This is a genomic window from Pseudomonas sp. efr-133-TYG-103a (genome assembly GCF_030209235.1).
Lineage (GTDB): Bacteria > Pseudomonadota > Gammaproteobacteria > Pseudomonadales > Pseudomonadaceae > Aquipseudomonas.
In genome coordinates this window covers 33,406-58,985 of sequence record NZ_JARVSK010000012.1, presented here as the reverse complement: position 1 = coordinate 58,985, position 25,580 = coordinate 33,406, and the positions used below count along the sequence as shown (strand labels likewise).

Annotated in this window: 23 protein-coding genes; 12 read left to right on the top strand and 11 right to left on the bottom strand. The window is 60.1% G+C overall.

What is annotated here, in order from left to right; all coding sequences use genetic code 11:
- Window positions 1–176 precede the first annotated feature (176 nt).
- From QRN36_RS11030 to QRN36_RS11000, 7 genes are all read left to right on the top strand, one after another.
- Window positions 177–446, top strand: a complete 270-nt coding sequence (locus tag QRN36_RS11030; protein ID WP_285424111.1) for a hypothetical protein — start codon at window positions 177–179, stop codon at window positions 444–446.
- Between the two features lie 127 nt (window positions 447–573).
- A complete protein-coding gene (locus QRN36_RS11025) occupies window positions 574–1,206 on the top strand; it encodes a TetR family transcriptional regulator (protein ID WP_093464970.1) in 633 nt (210 codons plus the stop codon).
- Window positions 1,207–1,422: 216 nt separating this feature from the next.
- Complete coding sequence (gene ureE / locus QRN36_RS11020) at window positions 1,423–1,923, top strand: urease accessory protein UreE (protein WP_285424110.1); 501 nt, start codon at window positions 1,423–1,425, stop codon at window positions 1,921–1,923.
- Complete coding sequence (locus tag QRN36_RS11015; RefSeq protein WP_285424109.1) at window positions 1,920–2,594, top strand: urease accessory protein UreF; 675 nt, start codon at window positions 1,920–1,922, stop codon at window positions 2,592–2,594. Before ureE ends, QRN36_RS11015 begins: the two co-directional genes overlap by 4 nt.
- 63 nt (window positions 2,595–2,657) lie before the next feature.
- A complete protein-coding gene (gene ureG, locus QRN36_RS11010) occupies window positions 2,658–3,272 on the top strand; it encodes an urease accessory protein UreG (protein WP_062378949.1) in 615 nt (204 codons plus the stop codon).
- Window positions 3,273–3,314: 42 nt separating this feature from the next.
- Window positions 3,315–3,887 (top strand): HupE/UreJ family protein, encoded by a 573-nt coding sequence (locus QRN36_RS11005; RefSeq protein ID WP_285424168.1) that lies wholly within the window; start codon window positions 3,315–3,317, stop codon window positions 3,885–3,887.
- Between the two features lie 247 nt (window positions 3,888–4,134).
- Window positions 4,135–5,271, top strand: coding sequence for an AGE family epimerase/isomerase (locus QRN36_RS11000; protein WP_285424108.1), 1,137 nt, complete (start codon window positions 4,135–4,137; stop codon window positions 5,269–5,271).
- Between the two features lie 603 nt (window positions 5,272–5,874).
- Here the strand turns inward: QRN36_RS11000 and QRN36_RS10995 are convergent.
- The 8 genes from QRN36_RS10995 to QRN36_RS10960 form a co-directional block, all read right to left on the bottom strand.
- A complete protein-coding gene (locus QRN36_RS10995) occupies window positions 5,875–6,645 on the bottom strand; it encodes an SDR family oxidoreductase (protein WP_285424107.1) in 771 nt (256 codons plus the stop codon).
- Between the two features lie 815 nt (window positions 6,646–7,460).
- Complete coding sequence (locus tag QRN36_RS10990; RefSeq protein WP_062378956.1) at window positions 7,461–8,177, bottom strand: ABC transporter ATP-binding protein; 717 nt, start codon at window positions 8,175–8,177, stop codon at window positions 7,461–7,463.
- The gene (locus tag QRN36_RS10985) at window positions 8,174–9,049 is read right to left on the bottom strand and encodes an ABC transporter ATP-binding protein (protein ID WP_093464985.1); all 876 of its coding nucleotides are present in this window, start codon (window positions 9,047–9,049) and stop codon (window positions 8,174–8,176) included. Before QRN36_RS10985 ends, QRN36_RS10990 begins: the two co-directional genes overlap by 4 nt.
- Window positions 9,049–10,344, bottom strand: coding sequence for a high-affinity branched-chain amino acid ABC transporter permease LivM (livM, locus tag QRN36_RS10980; RefSeq protein WP_285424106.1), 1,296 nt, complete (start codon window positions 10,342–10,344; stop codon window positions 9,049–9,051). Before livM ends, QRN36_RS10985 begins: the two co-directional genes overlap by 1 nt.
- A gap of 2 nt (window positions 10,345–10,346) precedes the next feature.
- A complete protein-coding gene (locus QRN36_RS10975; protein WP_093464991.1) occupies window positions 10,347–11,261 on the bottom strand; it encodes a branched-chain amino acid ABC transporter permease LivH in 915 nt (304 codons plus the stop codon).
- A gap of 186 nt (window positions 11,262–11,447) precedes the next feature.
- Window positions 11,448–12,581, bottom strand: coding sequence for an ABC transporter substrate-binding protein (locus QRN36_RS10970; protein WP_285424105.1), 1,134 nt, complete (start codon window positions 12,579–12,581; stop codon window positions 11,448–11,450).
- 357 nt (window positions 12,582–12,938) lie between these two features.
- Window positions 12,939–14,222 (bottom strand): FAD-binding oxidoreductase, encoded by a 1,284-nt coding sequence (locus QRN36_RS10965; protein WP_285424104.1) that lies wholly within the window; start codon window positions 14,220–14,222, stop codon window positions 12,939–12,941.
- A gap of 178 nt (window positions 14,223–14,400) precedes the next feature.
- Window positions 14,401–15,891, bottom strand: coding sequence for an aldehyde dehydrogenase family protein (locus QRN36_RS10960; protein ID WP_285424103.1), 1,491 nt, complete (start codon window positions 15,889–15,891; stop codon window positions 14,401–14,403).
- 174 nt (window positions 15,892–16,065) lie between these two features.
- Here QRN36_RS10960 and QRN36_RS10955 point away from each other — a divergent pair, with 174 nt between their 5' ends.
- The 4 genes from QRN36_RS10955 (at window position 16,066) to QRN36_RS10940 (ending at window position 20,743) form a co-directional block, all read left to right on the top strand.
- Complete coding sequence (locus QRN36_RS10955; RefSeq protein ID WP_093465001.1) at window positions 16,066–16,971, top strand: LysR family transcriptional regulator; 906 nt, start codon at window positions 16,066–16,068, stop codon at window positions 16,969–16,971.
- A gap of 378 nt (window positions 16,972–17,349) precedes the next feature.
- Complete coding sequence (pncB, locus tag QRN36_RS10950; protein ID WP_285424102.1) at window positions 17,350–18,549, top strand: nicotinate phosphoribosyltransferase; 1,200 nt, start codon at window positions 17,350–17,352, stop codon at window positions 18,547–18,549.
- Between the two features lie 64 nt (window positions 18,550–18,613).
- Window positions 18,614–19,441 carry an ammonia-dependent NAD(+) synthetase gene (nadE, locus tag QRN36_RS10945; RefSeq protein WP_285424101.1) on the top strand — a complete coding sequence of 276 codons (828 nt, stop codon included), beginning with the start codon at window positions 18,614–18,616 and terminating at the stop codon, window positions 19,439–19,441.
- 285 nt (window positions 19,442–19,726) lie between these two features.
- Window positions 19,727–20,743: a DUF1338 domain-containing protein gene (locus QRN36_RS10940; protein WP_285424100.1), complete on the top strand. Its 1,017-nt coding sequence runs from the start codon at window positions 19,727–19,729 to the stop codon at window positions 20,741–20,743.
- Between the two features lie 185 nt (window positions 20,744–20,928).
- Here the strand turns inward: QRN36_RS10940 and azu are convergent, their stop codons facing one another.
- Complete coding sequence (gene azu, locus QRN36_RS10935) at window positions 20,929–21,375, bottom strand: azurin (protein WP_093465009.1); 447 nt, start codon at window positions 21,373–21,375, stop codon at window positions 20,929–20,931.
- A 427-nt stretch (window positions 21,376–21,802) separates the two neighbouring features.
- Here azu and QRN36_RS10930 point away from each other — a divergent pair, with 427 nt between their 5' ends.
- Window positions 21,803–21,979, top strand: coding sequence for a hypothetical protein (locus tag QRN36_RS10930; protein ID WP_285424099.1), 177 nt, complete (start codon window positions 21,803–21,805; stop codon window positions 21,977–21,979).
- Window positions 21,980–22,132: 153 nt separating this feature from the next.
- On the opposite strand, the gene QRN36_RS10925 is transcribed toward QRN36_RS10930, so the two are convergent.
- The gene (locus QRN36_RS10925; protein WP_285424098.1) at window positions 22,133–23,029 is read right to left on the bottom strand and encodes a transglutaminase family protein; all 897 of its coding nucleotides are present in this window, start codon (window positions 23,027–23,029) and stop codon (window positions 22,133–22,135) included.
- Window positions 23,029–25,530 (bottom strand): circularly permuted type 2 ATP-grasp protein, encoded by a 2,502-nt coding sequence (locus tag QRN36_RS10920; protein WP_285424097.1) that lies wholly within the window; start codon window positions 25,528–25,530, stop codon window positions 23,029–23,031. Before QRN36_RS10920 ends, QRN36_RS10925 begins: the two co-directional genes overlap by 1 nt.
- Between the last annotated feature and the right edge of the window lie 50 nt (window positions 25,531–25,580).

The window sequence follows — 25,580 nt, the reverse complement described above, 5'->3', positions numbered from 1 at the left end:
CGCGACCCGCTGCCAGGCGGGCTTTTCAAAAACGCTGAAAGCCGCGTCCTGCAAGGCCTCGGCGGCCGAATCATTTCTATCGATGGTCACCATCAGCTCTTTGAACTTCTTTATCCGGAGTGCCCCGGTAAAATTGCCAACATGTTCACTGACCACCCTTTTAGAGACACCAATTCATGAAACGCCAACTGATCGCCCTGACCCTCTCACTTCTCGCCTCGAGCGCATTCGCAATGCCTGCCAGCGAACAGCCGGTGCTCGGCGAAGTGAAGTCGGCTCAGCAGGTTGGCCTGCCAACCCTGGCTCAGGAAGGTCCGGACCGCTTGATCAACCAATATCAACGTGTTGCGGGTGACGATAACTGCAACAACCTGGCTCGCCGTTATCAGCGCGTTGCCGACAACGGCCCTGATCGCCTGATTCAGCAATATCAGCGCGTTTCCTGAGTCTGCTGTCTCCCGAAAAGCCCGGCCGGTGTGCCGGGCTTTTTCATGCCTGAACAAACCCGGTTCGACGCAGCGCAAACGCATTTGTTAGAGTGCTGCCCATCCTTACTTCAGATACGCACGCCTCATGTTGCCCCGCGCCGAACAGAAACAGCAGACCCGCCACGCCCTGCTCGATGCAGCCAGGGGCCTGATGGAGAGCGGGCGAGGCTTCGGCAGTCTGAGCCTGCGCGAGGTGGCCAAATCCGCCGGGATCGTGCCCACCGGCTTCTATCGGCATTTCGACGATATGGATCATCTGGGCCTGGCGCTGGTCAGCGAGGTCGGCCAGACGTTCCGCGAAACCATTCGCCTGGTGCGCCACAACGAAAACATCAACAGCGGCATCATCGATGCGTCGGTGCGCATCTTCCTTGACGTGGTCGCAGCCAATCGCTCTCAGTTTCTGTTCCTCGCCCGCGAGCAATATGGCGGCTCGCTCAAGGTGCGTCAGGCGCTCGGTACGCTGCGTGAAGCGATCATTGCCGACCTGGCGACCGATCTGGCGTCGATGCCCAAGTTCCAGCACCTGAACACCGATGACCTTTCCGTGATGGCCGATCTGGTGGTCAAGAGCGTATTCGCAATGCTGCCCGAACTGATCGACCCGCCCCCTCTTACGCTGGCGGAGCACCTGACGCCCCGCGCCAAGATCACCCAGCAGTTACGCTTCATCTTTATAGGCGCCAAGCGCTGGCAGGGGTTGGGCAGCACCGAGTAAATCCGCCTGTCGCAGCAATGCGTCTTGTCTGTGAATCCCGTTCACTCAGCAATCGCCCCAGATCAGTGCGTTGGTTTTCATAAAGCACCAAGATAGCCCACTCCTGCGCCCCATCCTCAACCACATCTGCACTGTCTGTAGGCAAATTCTGTTTGCGCTGCCTGTTGGCAAGCCACTTGCTCTGCCAATTGCATCGCACATTGCTGGAATTTTCCGATGCTGGTGATTCATAAACGAATCGAACCCCAAGCCGAATGGGCCGCCGAGCTGCATTTGAATTTCGAAGCCCGGAGCAAAAGCCGTCTGCGCTGTTTCAGCGCCGAAGGTGAAGATGTCGGGCTGTTCCTCGAGCGCGGTCAGCAGCCATTGCGCGACGGCGACTTTCTTGAAGCTGAGGACGGACGCGTGGTGCGTGTCTGCGCTCGCCCCGAGCAGCTCATGCATGTGACCTGCAGCAGTGCATTCGAATTGACCCGCGCCGCCTACCACCTGGGCAACCGCCACGTCGCATTGCAAGTCGGCGACGGCTGGCTGCGGCTGCTCGACGATTACGTGCTCAAGGCGATGCTCGACCAGTTGGGAGCAACGACCAAGTCCATCGAAGCGCCGTTTCAACCAGAACACGGCGCCTATGGCGGCGGTCACCACCACTCGCGTGCGGGTGAAGAGGACTTCAATTACGCGCCGCGAATTCACCAGTTCGGCGTACGCAAATGAACAAGGCCTGGGCGCTGCTGCGTCTGGCCAGTCCGCAGCTGCCGATCGGCGGCTACAGCTATTCCCAGGGACTGGAGATGGCGGTTGAACAGCACGTGGTCACCGATCCGCCCAGCGCCGCGCGCTGGATTGGCGATCAGTTGCTGCTCAACCTCGCGCGCTTCGAGGCCCCGCTGTTGCTGGCTCACTGCAACGCGGCGGCGCAAAACGACTGGGCCGCTTTGATGCAGTTGAGTGAAGAACACCGCGCCAGCCGCGAAACCCGCGAGCTGCATCTGGAAAGTCGCCAGATGGGTTATTCGCTCCAGCAACTGCTCAATGGCCTGCCTGAACTCGATGAGCCGGCGCGAGACTTTCTGCAGCGGATAGGCGAACCGCATCTGGCCCTCGGCTGGGCGCTGGCCGCGCGAGCCTGGCAAATCAGTCCGCAGGATGCGCTGGCGGCGTGGCTGTGGAGCTGGCTGGAAAACCAGCTCGCGGTATTGATGAAAACCCTGCCGCTGGGCCAGCAAGCCGCGCAGCGCCTGACCAGCGAGCTGTTGCCGTTGCTGCAGAACGCCCAGCAGAACGCCTCGGCACTCGATCCCGAACACATCGGCAGCGCCGCGTTCGGCCTGTCGCTGGCAAGCATGGCGCATGAGCGGCAGTACAGTCGGCTGTTTCGGTCCTGACGATGCAGGTCCTGACCGTCGCCCCCCCAAGAATTGCAAAAAAAGATCAACGGAGAGCACTGAATGAACAGCCAACCCTTGCGTGTCGGTATCGGCGGTCCGGTCGGATCGGGCAAGACCGCGCTGACCCTCGCGCTGTGCCTGGCCCTGCGCGAGCGCTATAACCTCGCGGTCGTGACCAACGACATCTATACCCGCGAAGACGCCGATTTTCTGGTGCGTAACGAAGCGCTGGCGCCCGAGCGCATTATCGGCGTCGAGACCGGCGGCTGCCCGCACACGGCGATTCGCGAAGATGCGTCGATCAATCTTGAGGCGGTGGATCAACTGAATCGCCGCTTCGAGGGACTTGACCTGATCATCGTGGAATCTGGCGGCGACAACCTGTCGGCGACCTTCAGCCCGGAGCTGTCGGACCTGACGATCTACGTCATTGACGTATCAGCCGGGGACAAACTGCCGCGCAAAGGGGGTCCCGGGATCTGCAAATCCGATCTGCTGGTGATCAACAAGATCGACCTCGCCCCGCTGGTGGGTGCTTCGCTGGAGATGATGGACCGCGACACCAAAAAGATGCGTGGCGACAAGCCGTTCGTGTTCAGCAATCAGAAAACCGGCCATGGCCTGGAGGACATCATCGCCTTCATCGAGCGCCAGGGCCTGCTGACCGCTGCCTGATTTCATCCATTCCAAGGCCCTCAAGGAAAACTCTTCATGTCCATGAACTACAAAAAATTCCTCGGCGCAGCCACGTTGTTGCTTGCCCCCGCTCTGGCGTTCGCGCATCCGGGCCACGATGAAAGTGGTCTGGTTGCTGGCATCAGCCATCCCCTGGGCGGGCTCGATCACCTGCTGGCGATGATTGCCGTCGGCCTGTGGGCCGCGCAGCAGAAAGGCGCCGCCCGCTGGGCACTGCCCTGCACATTCGTCGGCACCATGTTGATCGGCGGCCTGCTGGGTTTTGAAGGCCTCAACGTGCCGGGACTGGAAAGCGGCATCGCGGCCTCCGTGTTTGCGCTGGGCCTGGCAGTCGCGCTGGCCGTGCGTCCTCCACTGTTCATGGCAGTCGGTGCAACGGCCCTGTTCGCGATGTTCCACGGCGTGGCGCATGGCCTGGAACTGCCTGAAATGTCGAGCCCTTGGGGCTATGCCCTTGGGTTCGTCGGCGCGACCGCAGCTCTGCACGCCGCCGGTTACGCCGTAGTGAGGTTTCTGCCGACCGCCGCCGCACCGCTCGTTCGGATTGCCGGTGCAGTGTCGGCGGCGACCGGCGTGTGGTTGTTTGCTGGCTGATCTGAAAGGACGCTAATCCTGTAGGAGCGTGGCTTGTCCCGCCATCTGGCGCGCAGCGGCAGCAGAATCGGATGGCGCGGCATGTCAGGCAGACTGCATGCCCAGGCTTGACGACGACTTCGTCGCCGATCGCGGGACAAGCCACGCTCCTACAAACCGCGCAGATCAATCGATCCGCCATTCACCCCGTCATGCACGCCTCCTGCTACCATGTCGCGCAATCTGACCCCTGCCGTGACGCCATCCGATGCCTGACGTTTCCCTCCCTGCCGCCAAGTCCTCACTGTCCGCAATATTCGCCGAGGTGCAACAACACTTCATGCGGGTGGTCGTGCCGTTGTGGCAGGGTCCGGGATGGAATGCGCAGATGGCGTTGCCGTTCGAGGCGGTCGACGCCCAACATCAGCCTTTGCCGCCGCAACGCTACCGGGCCATGGCCTGTGCGCGTCAGCTTTTTCTGTTTTCCAGCCTGATAGGTCATTCGGCCGTGCCAGAAGCAGGCGAACGCGCCGCTGCGCTCTTCCGTTCGTTACAGCGGCACTTTCACGACGCCGAGCATGGCGGCTGGTTCTACAGCATCGATCCACAGGGCGCGCCGCTGGATCGTCGCAAAGACCTCTACACCCACGCCTTCATCGTGTTCGCCTGCGCGCACTACTGGGGCAAGGTCCGCGAGCCGCTGGTCGAATCGGTACTCAATGCTGCGCTGACGGTCATCGCCGAGCGCTTTGCCGATGGGGACGGGTTGTACGAATCCGTGCTGGCCGAAGACTGGTCTTCGCTTGACGCTGGCCCTCTGCAAAACCCTTTGATGCATTTGGCCGAAGCGTTTCTGGCCACCCTGGAGGTGCGGGAAGACGCCGACACGCTGGCGGCGCTCGATGCGCTGGCGCAGGGCATGCAGCGGCGTTTCGTCGATGTCGAACTCGGCGTCATGCTGGAGAAACCGCTGGACGCTGTGGATAACTGGTCTGAGCCGGGTCATCAATTCGAGTGGTTTTATCTGCTGGAATCTTCAGCGCATTTGCGTGGCACGCCTTTGCACGGCTCGCTCACGACGGCGTTTGCTCACGCACAGGCGCAGGGTGTCGACAACGAAACGGGCGCGGTCGCCGCGATGCTGGAAGTGGACGGTTCGGTCAAGGACGGCACCCAACGCATCTGGGCTCAGGCTGAATACCTGAGGGCGCTGACGCTGCGTCCGGGCAGCGAAGATCTGCTCGCGCGCCAACTCAACGCCTTGCAGCAACGCTTCCTGCATCCCGGCGGCTGGAATGAGTGCCTGGACAGTCAGGGCCAGATCAGCCGCAGCGACATGCCTTCCACCACGCCGTATCACCTGGCGACCTGTTACCTCGGCCTGGCCGAGTACTTCAACGCCTGAGCTGATTTCATGAGGGATCGGGCTCGCTCGCGAAGAGAGAAATACACCCGCTAGGGATGCAGCGACTGAAATACCGTCTTCGTGAGCAAGCTCACTCCCACAATTCGACACCGTTCGACGCCTGATTCTGCGTCTCGCCCGGCCCCCTGTAGGAGCGAGCTTGCTCGCGAATAGGCAAGGACAATGCTAGAGATTCGGCGGTTGCCAACTGTCTTTAACGCCCCCTCTGTTCAACGGCGTTAGACCCGACACCTTCCCGGCTAAAGCCGGTCCTACGAAAAGCTTGCAACGTCTGTAGGACCGGCTTCAGCCGGGAAGAGGCCGGTGCTTGCTGTGGAGATGTAGCGCCCGGGAAGTCAGTCTTCGTGAGCAAGCTCACTCCCACATGGGCTGCGTATGCCGCGAGACAGCGCTGGGTCTATCTAACACGGCGACACCGCAGGTTTCTGGCACGCGTAGCACCTGTAGGAGCGAGCTTGCTAGCGAATAGGCAAGCACATCCGCTAAAGACTCAGCGGTTGAACCCCCTCTTCGTAAGCAACTTCACTCCCACACGAACGTACTCAGCACCCTCCCAGCGCATGAGACGGTCGGCGAAACGACTTACTTCTCGCCGCGACTGCGATCAATCGAGAAACCTGCCCAGGTCTGGCTGACAGGCATCAGTTCCAGGCTGTTGACGTTGACGTGCGCCGGGGTGTTCATGATCCAGAAAATCGTCTCGGCGATGTCCTGGGGCTGGATCGGCTCGGCGCCAGCGTAGGTCGCGTCGTATTTGGACTGATCGCCACCGAAACGCACCAGCGAAAACTCGCTTTCGCACAGGCCAGGCTCAAGATTGGTCACGCGCACGCCAGTGCCGACCAGGTCGTTGCGCAGGTTCAGCGAGAACTGCCCGACGAATGCCTTGGTGCCGCCGTACACGTTGCCACCCGGATACGGATAGTTGCCCGCCACCGAACCCAGGTTGACGATGCTGGCGCCACGCCCGTAAGCGATCAGTCGAGACAGCAGCGTGCGGGTGGTGTAGACGAGCCCTTTGACGTTGGTGTCGATCATCGTGTCCCAGTCGTCCAGATCGCACTTGGGCGCAGGATCGATACCCAGCGCAAGACCGGCGTTGTTGATCAGGCCACGGATCTTCGCAAACTCGGCAGGCAGGCCTTCGACGGCCTTCTCGACCGCCTCACGATCGCGCACATCCAGTGTCAGGGTGTGAACCTTGGTCTGCTTCGACAACTCAGCGCTCAGCGCCTGCAGACGCTCTTCACGGCGACCGGTCAGCACCAGTGACCAGCCGGCCTCTGCGAAACGGCGTGCGCAGGCTTCGCCAAACCCGGAAGTAGCACCGGTAATGAACACGGTAGAAGTCATATCGTTCTCCTGACTGAGGGTTGCGGCTTATAGGGATAAGCGTTGGGTTAACGCAATCTGCGTTTGATGTAGGAAAGTACTGGAGAATGCCCGCGCGGGCGGCTCTGGAGCAAGTCTTCGCGCAACCATCGTCGTACGACATTGAGGCAGTACAAAAAACGTACAGCTGCAGCAAAGCCTTGCAACTTAAGGCCTGCACGCGGTTTTGCCCACCTTATCCACAGCCAGACTCACAAAATCCGGGGGCAACTCATTTGTTTGCATGCCCCGTCATACACGGCCTGTGGGCAACTCACGGGAGAGTTTCGCTTGACCTGCAGGAACGTATCTGACACCTGACCGAAGGCAGACCTGCTCAAGTGGACAGGATCGAGGGCCACAAGCCAGAGATTGCGCTACCTGCGGCGTCCTTTCCAAGGGTTGCACACAGAGTTATCCACAGGACTGCGGACACCACCAACTGTATAAAAAACCAGCTTATAAAGCGTTGACAAACACCCTCAAAATACAGGCCGAAATCATTGATCAAAAATCAACCAATGCTCTGAAAGCCCCGTATTCAAAGGCTTGTAGCCAACTGCCACCAACTTATTCACAGTCAGTTCCACAGTAAAACTGAACAAGTCAAAACCGTGACAAAACAACCATTTGCAGCGGCTAACTGTCGCGCTTTGAGAGCACTGCAAAATTGTTTTCCACAATTGCCTGACGCTGTGTACAACGGCGCCTCAAATCACCGGCGGACCCCACCTAAAACAAAAACGCCCCGGGCGTGCAACCCGGGGCGTCAGCGTTCAAACCCATGTAATCAGAAATCAATGCCCGCCGAGGTAGGCGTTCCGGACTTCTTCGTTGGTCAGCAGCTCCTTGCCGGTGCCCGTCAGACGAATCTCGCCGTTCACCATCACGTAGGCGCGATCCGACAGCTTCAACGCATGGTTCGCGTTCTGCTCGACCAGAAAAATCGTCATCCCTGTCTGCGCCAACTCACGCAGCGTGGAGAAGATCTGCTTGACGATGATCGGCGCCAGGCCAAGGCTCGGCTCGTCCAACAGCAGCAGCTTGGGACGACTCATCAATGCACGGGCGATGGCAAGCATCTGCTGCTCGCCGCCGGACATGGTCATCGCCCGCTGATTACGACGCTCCTTGAGGCGCGGAAACAGCTCGAACATGCGCTGCATGTCCTCGCTGGCATACTTATCCCCAATCGGGATCGTGCCCATCATCAGGTTTTCTTCTACCGACATGTCGGGGAATACGCGGCGGCCTTCGGGCGATTGCGCGATGCCGTTGGACGCGATGTAGTGCGACGACTTGTGGGTAATGTCGGTGCCCTGATAGATGATCTGCCCGCTGGCCGCCCTTGGCTGGCCGAAGATCGACATCAGCAGCGTGGATTTACCCGCGCCGTTAGAGCCGATCAGGCTGACGGTTTCGCCCTCGTCGATGTGCAGCGAGACTTTCTTGAGGGCCTGGATCGGCCCGTAGTACACGTCGATCTCTTTCAGTTCGAGGATCGGCTTACTCATACCAACTCCTCTTCATCAGCACCCAGGTACGCGGCGATCACTTTCGGATCGTTGCGAATCTGCTCCGGCTTGCCTTTGGCGATCACGTTGCCGTGGTCGAGCACGACGATATCGTCGGAAATCCCCATGACCATGCCCATGTCGTGTTCGATCAGCACGATGGTCATGTCGTGCTCATCACGCAAATGGCGAATCATGCCGCTCAGCGCTTCGGTTTCCTGTGGGTTGAGGCCTGCGGCCGGTTCGTCCAGACAGATGACCTGCGGACGCGTACACATGGCGCGGGCGATCTCCAGTCGGCGCTGCTGGCCGTAGGACAATTCGCCAGCCAGGCGGTTGGCGCAGTCCACCAGATCCACCACTTCAAGCCAGTAGAAGGCCGTATTCATGGCGTCTTCTTCGGCCTTGCGGTAGCCCTTGGTATTGAGAATGCCGGCAATCATGTTGCGATTGACCCACATGTGTTGGGCAACCAGCAGGTTCTCGACGACCGACATTTCCTTGAACAGACGAATGTTCTGGAACGTGCGCGCCAGACCCGCCCGGTTCACCAGATGCGTGCCGCCGAACATTTTGTAGAACAGACGGCTGCCGAAGCGCTTGGGCGACGCGAAGTCGCTGGCGCGGAACTGCTCGCCCAGCAGCTGGATGACGTTGGTCTTCTTGCCGCGGGCGTTCAACTCGATGCGCCCGCCGGTGGCTTTGTAGAAGCCGGTCAGGCAGTTGAACACCGTGGTTTTGCCGGCTCCGTTGGGGCCGATAAGGGCGAAGATCGAATTGCGGCGCACCTCGAGGCTGACGTCGCTGAGGGCCTTGATGCCACCGAAATGCATCATCAGGTTTTCGACGGAAAGAACGATTTCGTCGCTCATCACGCGCCCTCCACTTTTGCCAGCACGCCTTTGCGTGGTTGTACACCGGTACGGCTGATGCGAATCAGGCCACGTGGACGCCAGATCATCATCAGCACCATCAGGATGCCGAACAGCAGCACGCGGTATTCAGCGAAGCTGCGCAGCATTTCCGGAGCGACGGTCAGCACGAACGCGGCGATCACCACGCCCACGGTTGAGCCCATGCCGCCGAGCACGACGATGGCCAGGATCAGCGCGGATTCGAAAAAGGTGAACGACGTCGGGTTGACGAAGCCTTGATAGCTGGCGAAGAACACGCCCGCCAAACCCGCCGTCGACGCACCAATGGTAAACGCCGAAAGCTTGACCAGCACGTGGTTCAGGCCCATGGAGCGACAGGCGATCTCGTCTTCACGCAATGCTTCCCAGGCGCGACCAACCGGCATGCGGGTCAGGCGGTGCTTGATATACAGCACGGCCAGCACGACGAGGAACAGCACGGTGTAGATGAATATGAATTTCAGGTCCGGGTTGTATTCGAAACCGAAATATTCGTGGATGGGAATGCCGCCGTCTTTGGCACGCCGACCGAACTCCAGGCCGAAGAACGTCGGCGACGGCACGGGAACGCCGTTCGGGCCGCCTGTGAACGACAGCCAGTTGTTGAGCACCAGACGGATGATTTCGCCGAAACCCAAGGTCACGATCGCCAGGTAGTCGCCATGCATGCGCAACACCGGGAAGCCGAGAATGCAGCCCGCAAACGCCGCAGCGATGGCCGCCAATGGCAATGCCGACCAGAAACCCAGGCCCAGATACTGATAACCCAGCGCCAGACCGTAGGCGCCGATAGCGTAGAACGCCACATAACCCAGATCGAGCAGGCCGGCCAGGCCCACCACGATGTTCAGACCCAGGCCGAGCAATACGTAGATCAGCCCGAGGATGACCACGGTCAGCAGATACTTGTCGGCGAACACCGGGAAAATCACCGCGATCAGAATCATCAGCGGGATGATGAAGCGCAGCCGTGTCTTGTAGCCCGGCGGCAGCACGTGCACGCCGGAGCCCGAGCTTTCGAAACTCTGAGCGATGGCCACGCCCTTGGGCGTCTGCAGAAACAGACTCATGAGGAAGCGGCCGACCACTACCACGCCGACCAGCGCCGCGACACGACCCGGCTGCATGTTGAAGCCATAGCCGTCCAGCACGATGCCGACGATGGGACCGAACACGATCAGCGCCAGCAAGCCGGCGACCACTGCGTCGATCAGGCTTTGTTTGATATCGATGGGTTTAGTAGGTGCAGACATGGTTATACCTTCGCCACGAGTGGGCGACCCAGCAGGCCTTGAGGACGGAAGATCAGAATCACTACCAGCAGGCCGAAACTGAACACGTCTTTGTAGTCGGAGTTGATCAGACCGGAGAATTGCGACTCGGCAACCCCCAGGATCAACCCGCCGAGCATCGCGCCCGGCAACGAGCCAATGCCGCCCAGTACCGCGGCGGTGAAGGCCTTGATGCCGATGACGAACCCGGCGAAAAAGTCGAAGGTGCCGTAGTTCATGGTGATCAACACGCCGGCCAATGCCGCCATGGCTGCACCGATGACGAATACGTAGGAGATGATCCGGTCAGTGTTGATGCCCAGGATCGACGCCATTTTGCGGTCCTGCTGCGTCGCGCGGCACATGCGGCCCAGCTTGGTGTACTTGATGATGTAGGTCAGTACGCCCATGCCGATGAATGCGGCAATCAGGATGAAGATCTTGGTGTAGGTGATCTGCACGAAACCGCTGCCCACTTCGAAGCGCATGGCGCCTTCGAGCAGGGTGGGAACGCCTTGCTGGCGAGGGCCCTGGGCGATCTGTGCGTAGTTTTGCAGAATCAGGGAAATACCGATGGCACTGATCAGCGGCGCCAGACGGGTCGAGTTACGCAGCGGTTTGTAAGCCACGCGCTCGATGACGAAACCGTACACACCGGTCACCACGATGGTGAAGATCAGCGTGCCGAGAATCAGGAACGGGAACGACTCGATGCCGAAGAAGGACAGCACGGCCAGGCCGATCGCTGCAAGGTAGGCGGAGATCATGTACACGTCGCCGTGGGCGAAGTTGATCATGCCGATGATGCCGTAAACCATCGTGTAACCGATGGCGATCAGGCCGTAAACCGAACCGAGGGTCAGGCCGTTGACCATTTGCTGCAGGAAAATACCATCCATCACGCACGCTCACGAACTTGAAAGGCCAACCTGGCACGTACCGGTTTGTCTCCTCGTGAGAGACAGCGGGACGGCACGATGGCAACAGAAGAAATCCGGGGCAGCGCCTGCGCAGCCCCGATTACCGGAGAGCGTCGAGTCGAGGTCCGAAGTCCGCGACACGACGCTTCCGACTAGGAGCTCAACTCACTTCTGCTTTTCGAGCTGGTGATATTTGCCGTCCTTGTCCCACTGGTAAACCACGTAGTCGGAGACTTTCAGGTCGCCTTTGGTGTCCCAGGCTTTCTCGCCCATGACGGTTTTGACCGGGTGGGCTTTCAGGAACTTGGCAGCGTCTTCGCCTTTGTTGGACTTGGCGCCGTTGAAGCCGGCAGCCAGGGCCTGAACCGAAGCGTACGCATACAGGGTGTAGCCTTCAGGCTCATAACCCTTCTTGCGGAACTCTTCCACTACAGCCTTGCTGTCTGGCAGCAGGCGCGGGTCGGCACCGAAGGTCATGTACACGCCATCAACGTATTGTGCGCCGCCAGCGGTTGTGACCAGTTCGTCGGTCACAACGCCATCGTCGGACATGAACTTGACGTCTTTCAGACCCTGTTCACGCAGCTGGCGGACCAGAGGACCGGCTTCCGGGTGCAGGCCGCCGAAGTAGACGACATCAGCGCCGGTAGAGCGGATTTTGGTGACCAGGGCGCTGAAGTCTTTCTCGCCACGGGTCAGACCTTCTTCCAGCACCGGCTTCACACCGCGAGCGGTCAGCTGTTTGGCGGTGGCGTCAGCCAGGCCTTTGCCGTAGGTGTCTTTGTCGTTGATGACCGCGACTTTCTTGGCTTTGAGCACGTCGACGATGTAGTCACCGGCAACGACGCCTTGCTGGTCGTCACGACCACACATACGGAACATGGCGCTCAGGCCGCGTTCGGTAACGGTCGGGTTGGTGGAGCCTGGGGTGATCGCGATGATGCCGGCTTCGTCATAGACTTCAGAAGCTGGAATGGTGGAAGAGGAGCAGAAGTGACCGACGACGCCAGCTACTTTGTCCGACGCCGCCTTGTTGGCGACCGCTACGGCCTGCTTGGGCTCGCACGCGTCGTCGTATGCGGTAATCGCGATTTTCTCGCCGTTGACACCGCCTGCAGCGTTGATCGCGTCGGCTGCTGCTTGAGCGCCTTTCATGTACTGCTCGCCAAACGAGGCGTTAGCACCGGTCATCGGGCCTGCAACGCCGATCTTGATGTCAGCCTGCGCAAAAGTAGCCGCACCCATTGCAGTAGCGACTGCGAGTGCCAGAAAGCCTTTCCTGTAAAACGTCTGCGACATGAGTTGGTGCTCCTAGGTTTTTTAATTAGCACTGCGACCACAGAGTTGCTCTGAGCAAGTGGCGTGCCATCGGTTTTTTATTCTGAAAAAAGTCATCGTTTTGTTGTTATGCGACTGATTCGAGCCCTTTTTAACTGGGCGTGCAACCGTCTAAACCGCGCAAGGTGCAACCCTGCGACATTGAAAGAGCAACCCTCCCGAATAATGCGCGCAACCGCGCCAAACTGACCTGTACAACCCTGTTGTTACAGCCTGCGTCACCGAACTGCACACCGCCGGTGCGGGGCCGCTACGGGACGCACCATTTCAGGTTAGTGGATGCACGACAAAGCGTTGGTCTAGGACAGACATCCGGCCTCAGATGACAACTCTGAGGCACTGACCGGCATGGTATAGCGAAAAGCCAGCTTCGTACAAAGCACTGCGCAAACCGATAGCCGAGAGCGGCTGCATGTCGGCGAAAGGAATGGGCAGGACGGTCTTGTCACCGGTGCACAGGTAATCGGCGAAGGCTTTGCCCACCACTGTGCCGGTGGTATTGCCGCGCCCGTTGAAACCGGTGACCGCGACCAATCCTGGTGCAGGCTCGAACACCCGCAGCAAATGATCGGGCGTAAATGCAATGCAGCCCGTCCAGGTGCATTCCCACTCGACATTCTTCAGATACGGAAAGTAGTGCTGCTGGACGCGATCGGCCCAAGCCTTGAGGAACCAGCCCGGTTTCTGATTGCCATTGCCCAGACTGCCCAGCAACAGGCGTCCGTCGGCGTCGCGGCGAATACTGCTCAACACCTGACGGGTATCCCAGGAACCCTGGCCGCCCGGCAAAATCTGCTGCGCGGCCTCTTCGGTCAAAGGCGCCGAAGCCACCTGATAGTAATAGCCGGGGAAGAAATGCCGACGCAGCTCGGTCCACTCACCCTCGGTGTAGGCATTGGAAGCAATGACCACCTGATCGGCGAGGACCGAGCCGTTTTCCGTGATCACGCACCAGCGTTGGCCCTGTCGCTCCAGCTGCTTGACCGGCGAATGATCGAACCGCAGCCCGCCCAGTTTCGTGACGGCAGCGGCCAACCCGCTGGTGTACGCCATCGGGTTGATGGTGCCTGCGCGCATGTCCAACAGTGCAGACGTGATTTGCCGGGTGCCGGTCGCCTCCTGGCAGGCTTTGCCGGTGAGCAGTTCGACCGGTGCGCCGCGGCGCTTCCATTGCTCCTCGCGGCTGCGCAGGTCCAGTTCACCTTTGGCGTTATGCGCCATGTGCAAGGTGCCTTTGCGCGTGGCCTGGCATTCGATGCCATATTTTTCGATCAGGCTGAACACCAGAGATGGCGCGTTGCCGAGCATGGTGTTGAGCTGACTGCCGACTTTCTCGCCGAAACCGGCTTCGATCTCATCAGGCGGAATCCACAGGCCGGCGTTCACCAGTCCTACGTTACGCCCCGAACCGCCCTGCCCCGTACGATGGGCCTCGACGATAACCACGCTCTTGCCTTGCTCGAGCAGATGAATCGCGGCCGATAACCCGGTAATCCCCGCGCCGATCACGCAGACATCAGCCGTAACCTCCCCTTTCAACGCCGACGCCTCAGGCCTCTGCGGCGTCAGCGTTTCCCACAAGCATTCTTCGCGTAACGGCATCGCACAACCTCGGAAAGAGACAACGATGATTCAAATTCGGTGTTGTTTGTTCTGACGCTATCGCGAGCAAGCTCGCTCTCACAAAATGGATACGGCCGAAAGGTACGCACCATTTTTTGTGGGAGCGAGCTTGCTCGCGAATAAGGTCAACGCAGCACTTTTATTGGCCGCGCTTCAATCAATCAAACGTAATCCCTTGCGCCAACGGCAGTTCGCGGGAGTAGTTCACGGTGGCGGTCTGGCGGCGCATGTAGCCTTTCCAGGAATCGGAGCCCGACTCACGGCCGCCGCCGGTTTCCTTCTCTCCGCCGAACGCGCCGCCAATCTCTGCACCACTCGGGCCAATGTTGACGTTGGCGATGCCGCAATCGCTGCCCAGCGCCGAGATGAACTGCTCCGCTTCACGCACGTCGGTGGTGAAGATGCACGAGGACAAGCCTTGCGGCACGTCGTTGTTCAAGCGCACCGCCTCCTCGAACTCGTCGTAGCCGACCACATACAGGATCGGTGCGAACGTCTCGCTGCGCACCACGTCGCTCTGCTCCGGCATCTCGACGATGGCAGGCGACACGTAATAGGCGTTCGGGAACTGCTCGTCCAACTGGCGCTTGCCACCAAAGACCTTGCCGCCTTCGCTCAATGCCTGCTCCAGCGCTTCCTGCATGTTGTCGTAACTTTGCTTGTCGATCAGCGGGCCCACCAGATTGCCCTCCAGCGGATGGCCGATGCGCACTTTGGCGTATGCGGTCTTCAGGCGCTCGACGAACTCAGCCTTGACCGAGTTGTGCGCGATCAGACGACGCAGGGTGGTGCAACGCTGACCGGCGGTGCCAACGGCACTGAACAACACGGCGCGAACGGCCAGATCCAGATCGGCACTCGGGGTCAGGATCATGGCGTTGTTGCCGCCCAGTTCGAGGATGCTGCGAGCGAAACGCGCGGCGATTTTCGGCGCCACTTCCCGGCCCATGCGCGTACTGCCCGTGGCACTGATCAGCGCAACGCGGGCGTCGTCGACCAGCGTCTCGCCGGCTTCACGGCCCCCGACAACGCACTGAGCAAGGTAGGGCGGAGCATCGGAAAACTCAGCGGCAACGCGATCGAAGAGCGCCTGGCAAGCCAAGGCGGTCAGCGGGGTCTTTTCCGAAGGTTTCCAGATAACCGAGTTACCGCACACCAGCGCCAGCGCGGTGTTCCATGACCAGACGGCCACCGGGAAATTGAACGCACTGATCACACCCACGACGCCCAGCGGGTGCCAGGTTTCACGCATGTGGTGGCCAGGACGTTCGGACGCGATGGTCAGGCCGTAAATCTGACGGGACAACCCGACAGCGAAGTCGCAGATGTCGATCATTTCCTGCACTTCACCCAGGCCTTCCTGAGTGATCTTGCCGGCTTCCCAGGAAACCAGTTCGCCCAGATCGGCCTTGTGCTTGCGCAGGACCTCGCCGAACAGGCGAATCAACTCGCCTCGGCGCGGCGCAGGCACTTTTCGCCACGCCTGAAAAGCATGTTCGGCGCGGGTGATGCGCTGCTCGACTTCAGCGGCGCCTTCCCAGCTTACCGACGCAACCTGGCTGCCATCGATCGGGGTGTGCACAGGCTTGTCGCCCTTCTGATAAAGAGCAGGGTCAACGCCGAGGCGGGTGAGCAGGTCGTTTAGCATGGTATCTCCTGAGTTCGGATGGGCCGTAAACGCGAATGCGCAATACTGAAGTGGGTGCGGCCATACGGTGATAGCGTCAGCCTGTAGTAATAGCTGGATGGAAGTGGCTGAACAAACGACGATTAAGCGAGATATCATTCCGTTTTTTCATGCTGACTGCGGGCAAGCCTGAATATGCTGAACAAACGCCACCTTCCCTCGGTGACCGCGCTGCAATGCTTCGAAGCGGTCACTCGCCATCTGAGTTTCACTCGCGCCGCCGAGGAGCTGAACCTGACCCAGAGCGCTGTCAGCAAACAGGTCGCTCAGCTTGAGGAACTGGTGCAGCACCTGTTGTTCCGGCGCGTGCGGCGCCGTTTGCAGCTGACGCCCGCCGGCGCGTTGTACCTGAGCGAAGTTCGCAAGGTCTTGACGCAGATGGAGATGTCGACGCATTTTCTGCGTTCCTACGGCGGCGAAACCGAAGTACTGCGTGTATCGACACCTTCAACCTTCGGGGCGCGCTGGCTGGTGCCGCGGTTGAAGGGTTGGCGATTGCGGCATCCGCATATTCATCTGGATCTGGTCAATGAACAGGAGAGCGACGACCTGGCGCAGAGTCGCTGTGACATGTCGTTCTACTTTGGCCAAGGGGCCCGTCCGGGCGCTGAAAGCGTCAAATTGTTCAGCGAGGAACTGGTTGCCGTCTGCGCGCCTGACATCCTGCCGGACAAGCCTTTCACCGATCCGACGCAATTGGCCGAACTGGTGCTGCTGCAGAACGCTCACCGACCGCAAGCCTGGCATGACTGGTTCGACAGCCAGGGCCATCAGACTGAACACAGCTATCACGGCCCGCGCTTTGAAACGTTCTACATGTGCATACGGGCGGCACAGGTCGGCTGCGGCGTGGCGCTGCTGCCACGCTTTCTGGTGGAAGAAGAGCTGGCTGACGGCAAGCTGATCATCCCCTGGCAGCACGCACTTCCCAGCCACGACGCTTACTACCTGGCGTATCCGGAACATGCGGCGGAAGTCCCGAAAATTCGAGTGTTCGTGGAGTGGATGCTGGAGCAGCTCAACGAGCCCACACCGCAGTGACAACTCGCGTTCGTGTCAAACACCGCAATAAAAACGCACACTCGTAGGACCGGTTTCAGCCGGGAAGCCGCCGGTATGAGCACCATCGATTCTGCAGCATGCCTCCTGACGTATTCCCGGCTAAAGCCGGTCCTACAAATTGGAGCTTCGGCAGTCCACGCATAGGCGTTTCAGCCCGTGTTTATCAGGTGCACGCAATCAATGGCTGAAACATTTCTGCCCCTCTCGCACGACGACTGGCATTATGTCCGCCATCGTCAATAACAGGCCGGACGTAGTGGCAGGAAGCCAATATTGCTGCTGCCACAAGGCTGTATGCGACATCGACCCGATTCCACGGCCGCACCCTGGGCGGCCACTGCTGGCTGGAGCGACACAATGAGTGAGAGCGCTTTCGCGGATCGCATCGTGCAAAACCTGCTCGATACCGACCTCTACAAGCTGAGCATGATGCAGGCTGTGCTGCACAACTACCCGAACGTGGATGTGGAGTGGGAGTTTCGCTGCCGCAACAACGAAGATCTTCGCCCTTATCTGACACAAATCCGTCAGCAGATCGAACAGCTCTGCGACCTGTCCCTGAGCGTGGAAGAAACCGGTTTTCTGGAACGCATCAACTTCATGAAGCCGGATTTTCTGCGCTTTCTCGGCCTGTTCCGCTTCAACCTTCGCTACGTGCACACCAGCATCGAAAACGATGAGCTGTGCATCCGCCTTGCCGGCCCCTGGTTGCACGTGATCCTGTTCGAAGTGCCGATCCTGGCCATCGTCAGCGAAGTGCGCAACCGCCACCGCAATCCTGAAACGCTGCTCAGTCAGGCGCGCGATCAGCTGTATCGCAAGTTCGACTGGCTCACCGCAACCGCCACCGCAGACGAACTCGCCGAGCTGAAGGTTGCCGATTTCGGCACGCGTCGACGCTTCTCTTTTGCCGTGCAGGAAGACGTCGTCTCGGTCCTGAAAAAGGACTTCCCCGGACAGTTCGTCGGCACCAGCAACGTCCATCTGGCGCGAAAGTTCGACCTCAAGCCGCTGGGCACGATGGCCCATGAATGGATCATGGCGCACCAGCAACTGGGGCCGCGCCTGATCGACAGCCAGATCGCCGCGCTCGATTGCTGGGTCCGCGAATACCGGGGGCTGCTGGGCATCGCTTTGACCGACTGCATCACCACCGACGCCTTCCTGAACGACTTCGACCTGTTCTTCGCCAAGCTCTTCGACGGCCTGCGCCACGACTCGGGCGATCCGGTGCAGTGGGCAGAAAAATGCATCCGGCATTACCAGAAGCTCGGCATCGATCCGATGAGCAAGACGCTGGTGTTTTCCGACGGCCTGAACCTGCCCAAAGCCCTGGAAATATTCCGGGCGTTGCGTGGTCGGATCAATGTCAGCTTTGGCATCGGCACTAACCTGACCGCCGACGTCCCCGGTATCGCACCGATGAGCATCGTGCTGAAGATGACTGCCTGTGCTGGCCAGCCTGTCGCGAAAATCTCCGACGAGCCCGGAAAAACGCAGTGCAAGGACCCGGAATTCGTGTCCTACCTGCGTCATGTATTCAAGGTGCCAGCCTGACTCGAGCACCGCTTTTCACTTTCTTGAAATGCCTCTTTTTCTTCTTCCTCATGAGGAGTCAATCATGCAAGCCGTACAGCTCGAGATCGCCAGAGAACTCAAGGTTCAGGCCCCCTTCGCCACTCAGGGCGAGCTAGAAACCGAAGTTGCACGTCGTATTCAGTTCATCAAGGACTGCCTGCAAAACGCTCGCCTGAAGGTGCTGGTACTGGGAATCAGCGGCGGCGTCGACTCGCTGACCGCAGGCCTGATGGCCCAGCGCGCGGTGAAGGAGTTGCGCGACAGCACCGGCGACAACGCCTATCAGTTCATTGCCGTACGCCTGCCGTATCACATTCAGCACGACGAGCACGAGGCCACGGCCTCGGTGGACTTCATCAATCCGGACGAACGCCACACCGTCGACATCGCGCCGTCGGTGAAGGCACTGGTCGAGCAGGTCAAAGCGTTCGAGGGTCAGCCCGACGCTGCGGTCGACTTCGTCAAAGGCAACGTCAAGGCCCGCACGCGGATGGTCGCGCAGTACACCATCGCAGGCGTACGTGGCGGTCTGGTCATCGGCACCGATCATGCCGCCGAAGCGGTCATGGGCTTCTTCACCAAGTTCGGCGACGGCGCCTGCGACCTGGCGCCGTTGAGCGGCCTGGTGAAAAACCAGGTGCGCGCGATCGCCCGCAGCTTCGGCGCGCCGGAGTTTCTGGTCGAGAAAGTACCCACGGCCGACCTCGAGGACCTCGTACCGGGCAAGCCAGACGAGGCATCCCACGGCGTGACCTATGCCGAGATCGATGCATTCCTGCACGGCCAGCCTTTGCGTCAGGAGGCCTTCGACATCATCGTCAACACCTATCGCAAGACTCAGCACAAACGCGACTTGCCTTACGCGCCGTAAAGCAAGCGCATTGATGGGTCCGAAAACGCGCAAAACCTGTGGGAGCGAGCGGTGTCCTGGCCGCATCTGGACGAAAAGGCCAGCCATCCAAAACATTTGGTTGGCTGAGCCCGACTCCTTGTGGGCGAGTTCGCTCCCGCAGTTGATTCAAAGGATGTCCAGCACGTCGGCATGCAAGGGGCATTCAATAGAAAACGGAATGAACCCGTCGTTTTTTTTCGCTTGATGGCGTTCGTCATCGCAGCTTACATAGCGTCCTGACATTCTTGCCCAGAGCCGCTATCCATGACCGCTTTCCAAGGCCTTTTCAATCTTGTTGCGTCCACCGTTGGCCAGCCCGCTGCTGACTGGCTCGAACACCGTGTCGAGGTTCCTCAAGGCTTGCAGGACTTCTCCTGGTCGCAAGACGCGATCCATCGCGTCTGGATCGCTCAGGCCCTGAACCTGTGCCTGTTCCACAAGCTGGTGGAAGCCGTGCCGGACGGTCTGCGTTATGTGAACGAACAATTCGAGTCGGGCCGCAAGGTGGTGTTCGACCATGGCGCGATCCGCACCGTCGACTGGGCTGACAACGGCGAACTGCCGCGCGGCCGCCTGGCGTTTTCCCGCCTGCTGGAGCCGCTGGGTTTCACCGACGTGCGCACCTATCCGCTGACAAAACTGAACATGACCGGCTGGGGCTATCGTCAGATGGACCTGCCCGAGCAGATCGCGCAGTTCTTCGTCTCCGAATTGCATCCCGGCCGCCTGAGCGAGGCATTCCAGCAGGCAGTCGGCCGCGTTGTCAGCTCAAGCCGTGACCCGCTGGGCAGCGAAGACCTGAGCACCCTCAAACGTCTGCACGCCACTCGCCACTGCAGCCTGGACGAAGCCAGGCGTCTGCTGCCCGGCCTTTATCGCGCCTTTGCCCGTCAGCACGGCGTCGTCAGCGAAGCTGACTATCGCCAACTGCTCAGCGAAAGCGCAGAAATGGCCTGGATTGCAACCGAAGGCAACAGCTTCAACCACCTCACCGATCGAGTCGCCGATCTGGAAGCAACGGTCGAGGAACAGATTCGCCGCGAGCGGCTCATGAAGGACAGCATCGAGGTGTCTACGTCAGGTCGCGTGATGCAGACCGCCTACAAGGCTTGCACCGTCAGCCGGGATCTGCTCGATGCATCGGGCACGCTCAAGACGCATCAGGTGCCAGGCTCGTTCGTTGAATTCATCCAACGCAAGATCGACCCGGACAACGGCAAGATCGACCTGAATTTCGACAGCAGTAATGCACAGGGGATTTTCAAGATGACCGCGTCTTGAGGGCTTTCTCAATTAGCGAAACCTGTGAATACCTGTAGGAGCTGGCTTGCCCTGCGACCGGCTGCGCAGCAGCCGTAAATCAGCAGCTTCGGTGTGTCAGGAAGACCGATGTTGCAGCATTTACGACGACCCTGTCGCCGGTCGCGGGACAAGCCACGCTCCTACAGGAAATCAAACGACGAATATTACTTCAGCGTGATCGTGCCTTTCATCATGCTGATGTGGCCGGGGAACGAGCAGAAGAAGCCGTATTTCTCGGCCGGATCGAGTTTCGAGACATCGAGCGTCACCTTATCGGTTTCGCCTGCGCCAATGATTTTGGTGTGGGCGATGACGCGCGCATCCCCCTCTTTCAGATATTGCTTGTCGATACCGGCGCTCAGGCCATCGGTGGCGATTGGCTGCATATCGGCTTCTTTACTGATCACCAGGTTATGCCCCATGACGTTCTTGGGCAGGCTGCCGGAATGTTTCAGGTTGACGGTGAACTCCTTGCAGCTCTTGTCGATTTCGATGGCCTTGGTGGAAAAGGTCATCTGGTCAGTCGAATCGACCTCGACCGAACATTCCGCAGCCAGCAAATGCCCGCTGGCCAGGGTCAGGAAGGATGCGACTACAAGCTTGCGAATCATGGTACGTCTCCTAGTGGGTACTGCTGTTTTTTGTATACAAAGACTGCCCTAACTTTAAACAATTTATCAACACCTGATGATGAAACTGTTCAGAAAGGCTCTATCAGGGCCATCGAGACAATCAAGCGGCGGGCAGCACTGTGGCCTTCTATCATCGCTCTGTCACTCATCTATCAGGACGATCATCATGCAACTCAACCACTTTTTCCGCAGCCTGCTCGCGGCCTATGCCTGTGGCGCTGGCGGCGATTACGACAGCGCGCGTCAGGACTATAGCCATTACGCCCAGGCCGGTCGCAGTGCCTGACCACGCGACGCGCGCAGGTTTTTTGCCGGACAGCACATTGGCCCCGCGAAAATACAGGCCCGAGTGAGCGCCGAACTCAGGCAGAATGAACGGACTTATTGCCCCACTTGAGGACTGCCCATGGCCAAACCCAACTATTCCTTCGCCAAACGCCAACGCGATCTGGCCAAGGAGCAGAAGAAAGAGGAAAAGGCTCAACGCAAACAGGCTGAAAAAGCCGAAGCGCTGACCGAGGGTGACGCGGCGGACGAACATACCGCCGAGCAGCAGCCAGGCGAAGAAAAACCGGCTGAATGAATTGATTGCAGACCGCTGACCTGCCTGCTGCGGGTCAGAATCACCCTTGCTGAATGCGCTTGTCCGCGATGGACCTGTCCGGCGATACAGATGTGCCGGACTCACCTGCGCATCGCGGGCAAGTCCGCGACTGCAACCGATATCACGCCCGCGTTACTCTGCAATCGGCATCACGGTAACCCGGACTTCGGGGTCGTGATTACCCCCTCCCAGAATCACGCCACGCAACGGCGAGACGTCAGAAAAGTCTCTGCCCCACGCCAGACTGATGTGCTCCAGCGCAGGCTGAATGTTGTTGGTCGGATCAAAATCCACCCAGCCGAGCAACGGACAGAAAACCGAAACCCAGGCATGCGACGCGTCAGCGCCGATCAGCCGGGGCTGGCCTGGCGGTGGTTGGGTAAGCAAATAGCCGCTGACGTAACGCGCCGCAAGCCCGCGGGAGCGCAGACACGCCAGCATCAGATGGGCGAAGTCCTGACACACGCCACGGCGCGTTTCCAGCACTTGCACCAAAGGGGTCGCGACCTGGGTCGCTTCGCCATCGAACGTGAACTCGTCGAAGATTTTCTCCATCAATGCCTGCGCACACAGCAGCATCGGGCGCCCCGCCGGGAAGCAACTTTCCGAGAACGCCACGAACGACTGCTTCAAGTGCACATAGGGCGATTCGAAGCGATAACGACAGGCGTCGAGGATGTCCGGCGACATTTTCGACGCGCTGTAGGTCAAGGTGCCACGCGTGTGATCCCACGAAGCCGACTGCTGGAAATCCAGCGCGGGACGCTCCAGCACTTCGACACGCAGTCGCGCATTGACCTGCAGTTCATCGTGGGGACGCTCGAATGCAAGGCGCGTCAGCGGGTTGCCGAAGACATCCAGCTCATCGCGGCGCGTGGTCGGTGTCGGGCTGATCTGCAGATCCTGTTCGAGGCATCGCTGCCACGGGCTGCATCTGGGCCACAGATGCGCGAGCTGCTGAGCGAGCGACACCGGACTGTCGTATTTGTAGTGAGTGTCGTGAAGGATCTGGTAATGGGCGCTGTTCATCAGACGGACACCGTGCGCTGGCTGACATCATCGACATGGGCGAAATGGCGCAACGCCAGCCGGTCAGACACCTGACCGCTGATATCACCAACGCTTTGCAGCAGATCGGCCAGCCCGTGCAGCGCAGCCTGGACACTGCTCTCGCCGAACAGGCCATTTTCCAGGCATCCCAGATCAAACACCGCCAGACGCTGGGTCAGCACAGTCAGGCTGTTGTCCGCGGGCGCACCGAAATCGTCGTTCAGGCGTTTGAGTGATCGCGCCACCAGCTTGAGCTGGAACAGCACGGCATGCGGGTTCTGGTCATCGAGCAGCAGCAGGTCGAGCACAGGAATCAGCTGCGGCAGCGCCAGGTAACGCGAGCGGTACGTGATGCTGCTGTTGCCCAGCTCAAGCAGCCAGTCCAGTGCGTCCTGATCGAACACGGCATCGCTGCGCAGAAAAGCCGCCAGCGTTGTGCTGAGGAATTGCAGGCGCTCGATGCGACGCCCGATCATCAAAAAGCGCCAGCCTTCGTCGCGGGTCATGTCATCCAGCGCAAAGCCGGACAACGCAGCCAGCGACATCACCAGCCGATTGAGAAAGTCCAGCAGCTCACCGAAGTCCGGGGCGTCGGTTTCCAGGCTCATCGCTTCGCGCTGCAGCTCGACCAGCGCCTGCCAGTTCTCTCGGGACAACTTGCCACGCACCTGAGAGGCTGCCCACTGCAACCGCTGCAGGTTTGAACGAAGACTGAACGGCCACTCATCGCCGAGCAACGCGGCCAGCAGACGCTCGTGCAGCGCCGTGCCTGTTTCCTCGTCCTCGCGGGGCAGCAGGTTCAACCGCTCGCCCAGTTCGACGGCGGCTTGCAGTGCAGCGGGGTCATCGCCATCGACATAACGCGCCAGCATGATGCGCAGCAGCCGCGCACTGTCGTCGCAACGTTCGCAATAACGGCCGAACCAGAACAAGTTCTCGACGACACGCGAGGGCAGATAGGGATCGCGGCGAATCAGGTCATGCACGCCCAGGGACCGGCGACCTTTCCACGGCTCGCTGCCCAGCGTCCGCTCACCCAGCACCCACGTGTCCTTGCTGGCCCCGCCGCGCTGCATCGACACCACGTCGGCATCGGCATCGGCGGCGACGCGGGTCAGCCCACCCGGTAGCACGCGGTATCCGTCTGCCGTCGCCACGGCGTAGACGCGCATGCCGATGGCACGAGGTTGCAGTTGGCGGTCCTCGCCCTGCCAGACCGGCGCGTGGGACAGTTGCGCCAGTTCCTGAGCGACGTAGGCGTAGGGCCTGGCCTGCATGCGCGCAGCCAATGCCTGGCGCTGACCCTCGTCAAGATCGCGACCGAAGACCGGGGCAAAACTCTGAGACGGGAAAGCCGGTTTGATCAACAGCTCGGGCAGCTTCTCGAGTGCCTGAGCGAGCACCGGCGGCTCGCCGCACCACCACGTTGCAATGGACGGCAGTATCAATTCTTCGCCAAACAGGTGTTCATTGATTTTCGGCAGGAAACCCAACAGGCCCGGCGACTCCAGCACACCGCTGCCCAGCGCGTTCGCCACCAGTACCCGACCTTGACGCACGGCTTCGAGCAGGCCTGGCACCCCGAGCGCGGAATCCGTTCGCAGCTCCAGCGGATCACAGAAGTCATCGTCCAGACGCCGCATGATGGCGTGCACCCGGCGAAGCCCGCTCAAGGTTTTGAGGTACACCGTGGCGTCGCGCACGGTCAGGTCGCTGCCCTCTACCAGCGGATAACCCAGCTGCCCTGCCAGGTAAAGATGTTCGAAATAGCTTTCGTTGAAGCGACCCGGCGTCAGCAGGACAACCAGCGGCGCCTCGTGGCTGCTCGGCGCCTGACGCGCGAGGGTTTCTTGCAGCGAGCGGAAAAAGCCAGACAGGTGCTGCACTTCCAGATCGCGGTACAAGTCCGGAAAAGCCCGCGACACGATGAGGCGGTTTTCCAGCGCGTAGCCTGCGCCCGAGGGAGCCTGAGTCCGGTCGGCGGTGACCCACCAGCGTCCATCCGGCGTGCGCGCCAGATCCACCGCATAAACATGCAGAAACGTGCCTTCCGGTGGCTTCATCCCTTGGCAAGGCCAGAGGAAATTGTTGTGACCAAAGACCAGCTCAGCCGGCAGCAAACCGTCGGCAATGAGTTGCTGCGGGCCGTAGAGATCAGCCAGCACGGCATTGAGCAATCGCGCGCGCTGGGCAATTCCGGCAGCGACCTGTTGCCACTCGTCGACCGGAATCAGATGCGGCAGCAGATCCAGTTCCCACGGACGATCCGCGCCCTTGGGGTCGGCGTAAACGTTGTAGGTGACACCATTTTCCTGAATCTGCCGGGCGAGCAATGCCTGACGCTGGATCAATTGCGCGGGCGTGCTGCGCTGCAAATGCTCGTACAGACGCAGCCAATGCGGCCGAACCGCGCCGCTGGCGTCGAGCATTTCGTGATAAGTGCCCGCAGAAAGCGGATATCGGTCAAGCAGGTCAGGCATGGAAGGCTCGGCAGACAACTAAAGGAGTCAGATTAGCGCAGACACAATGA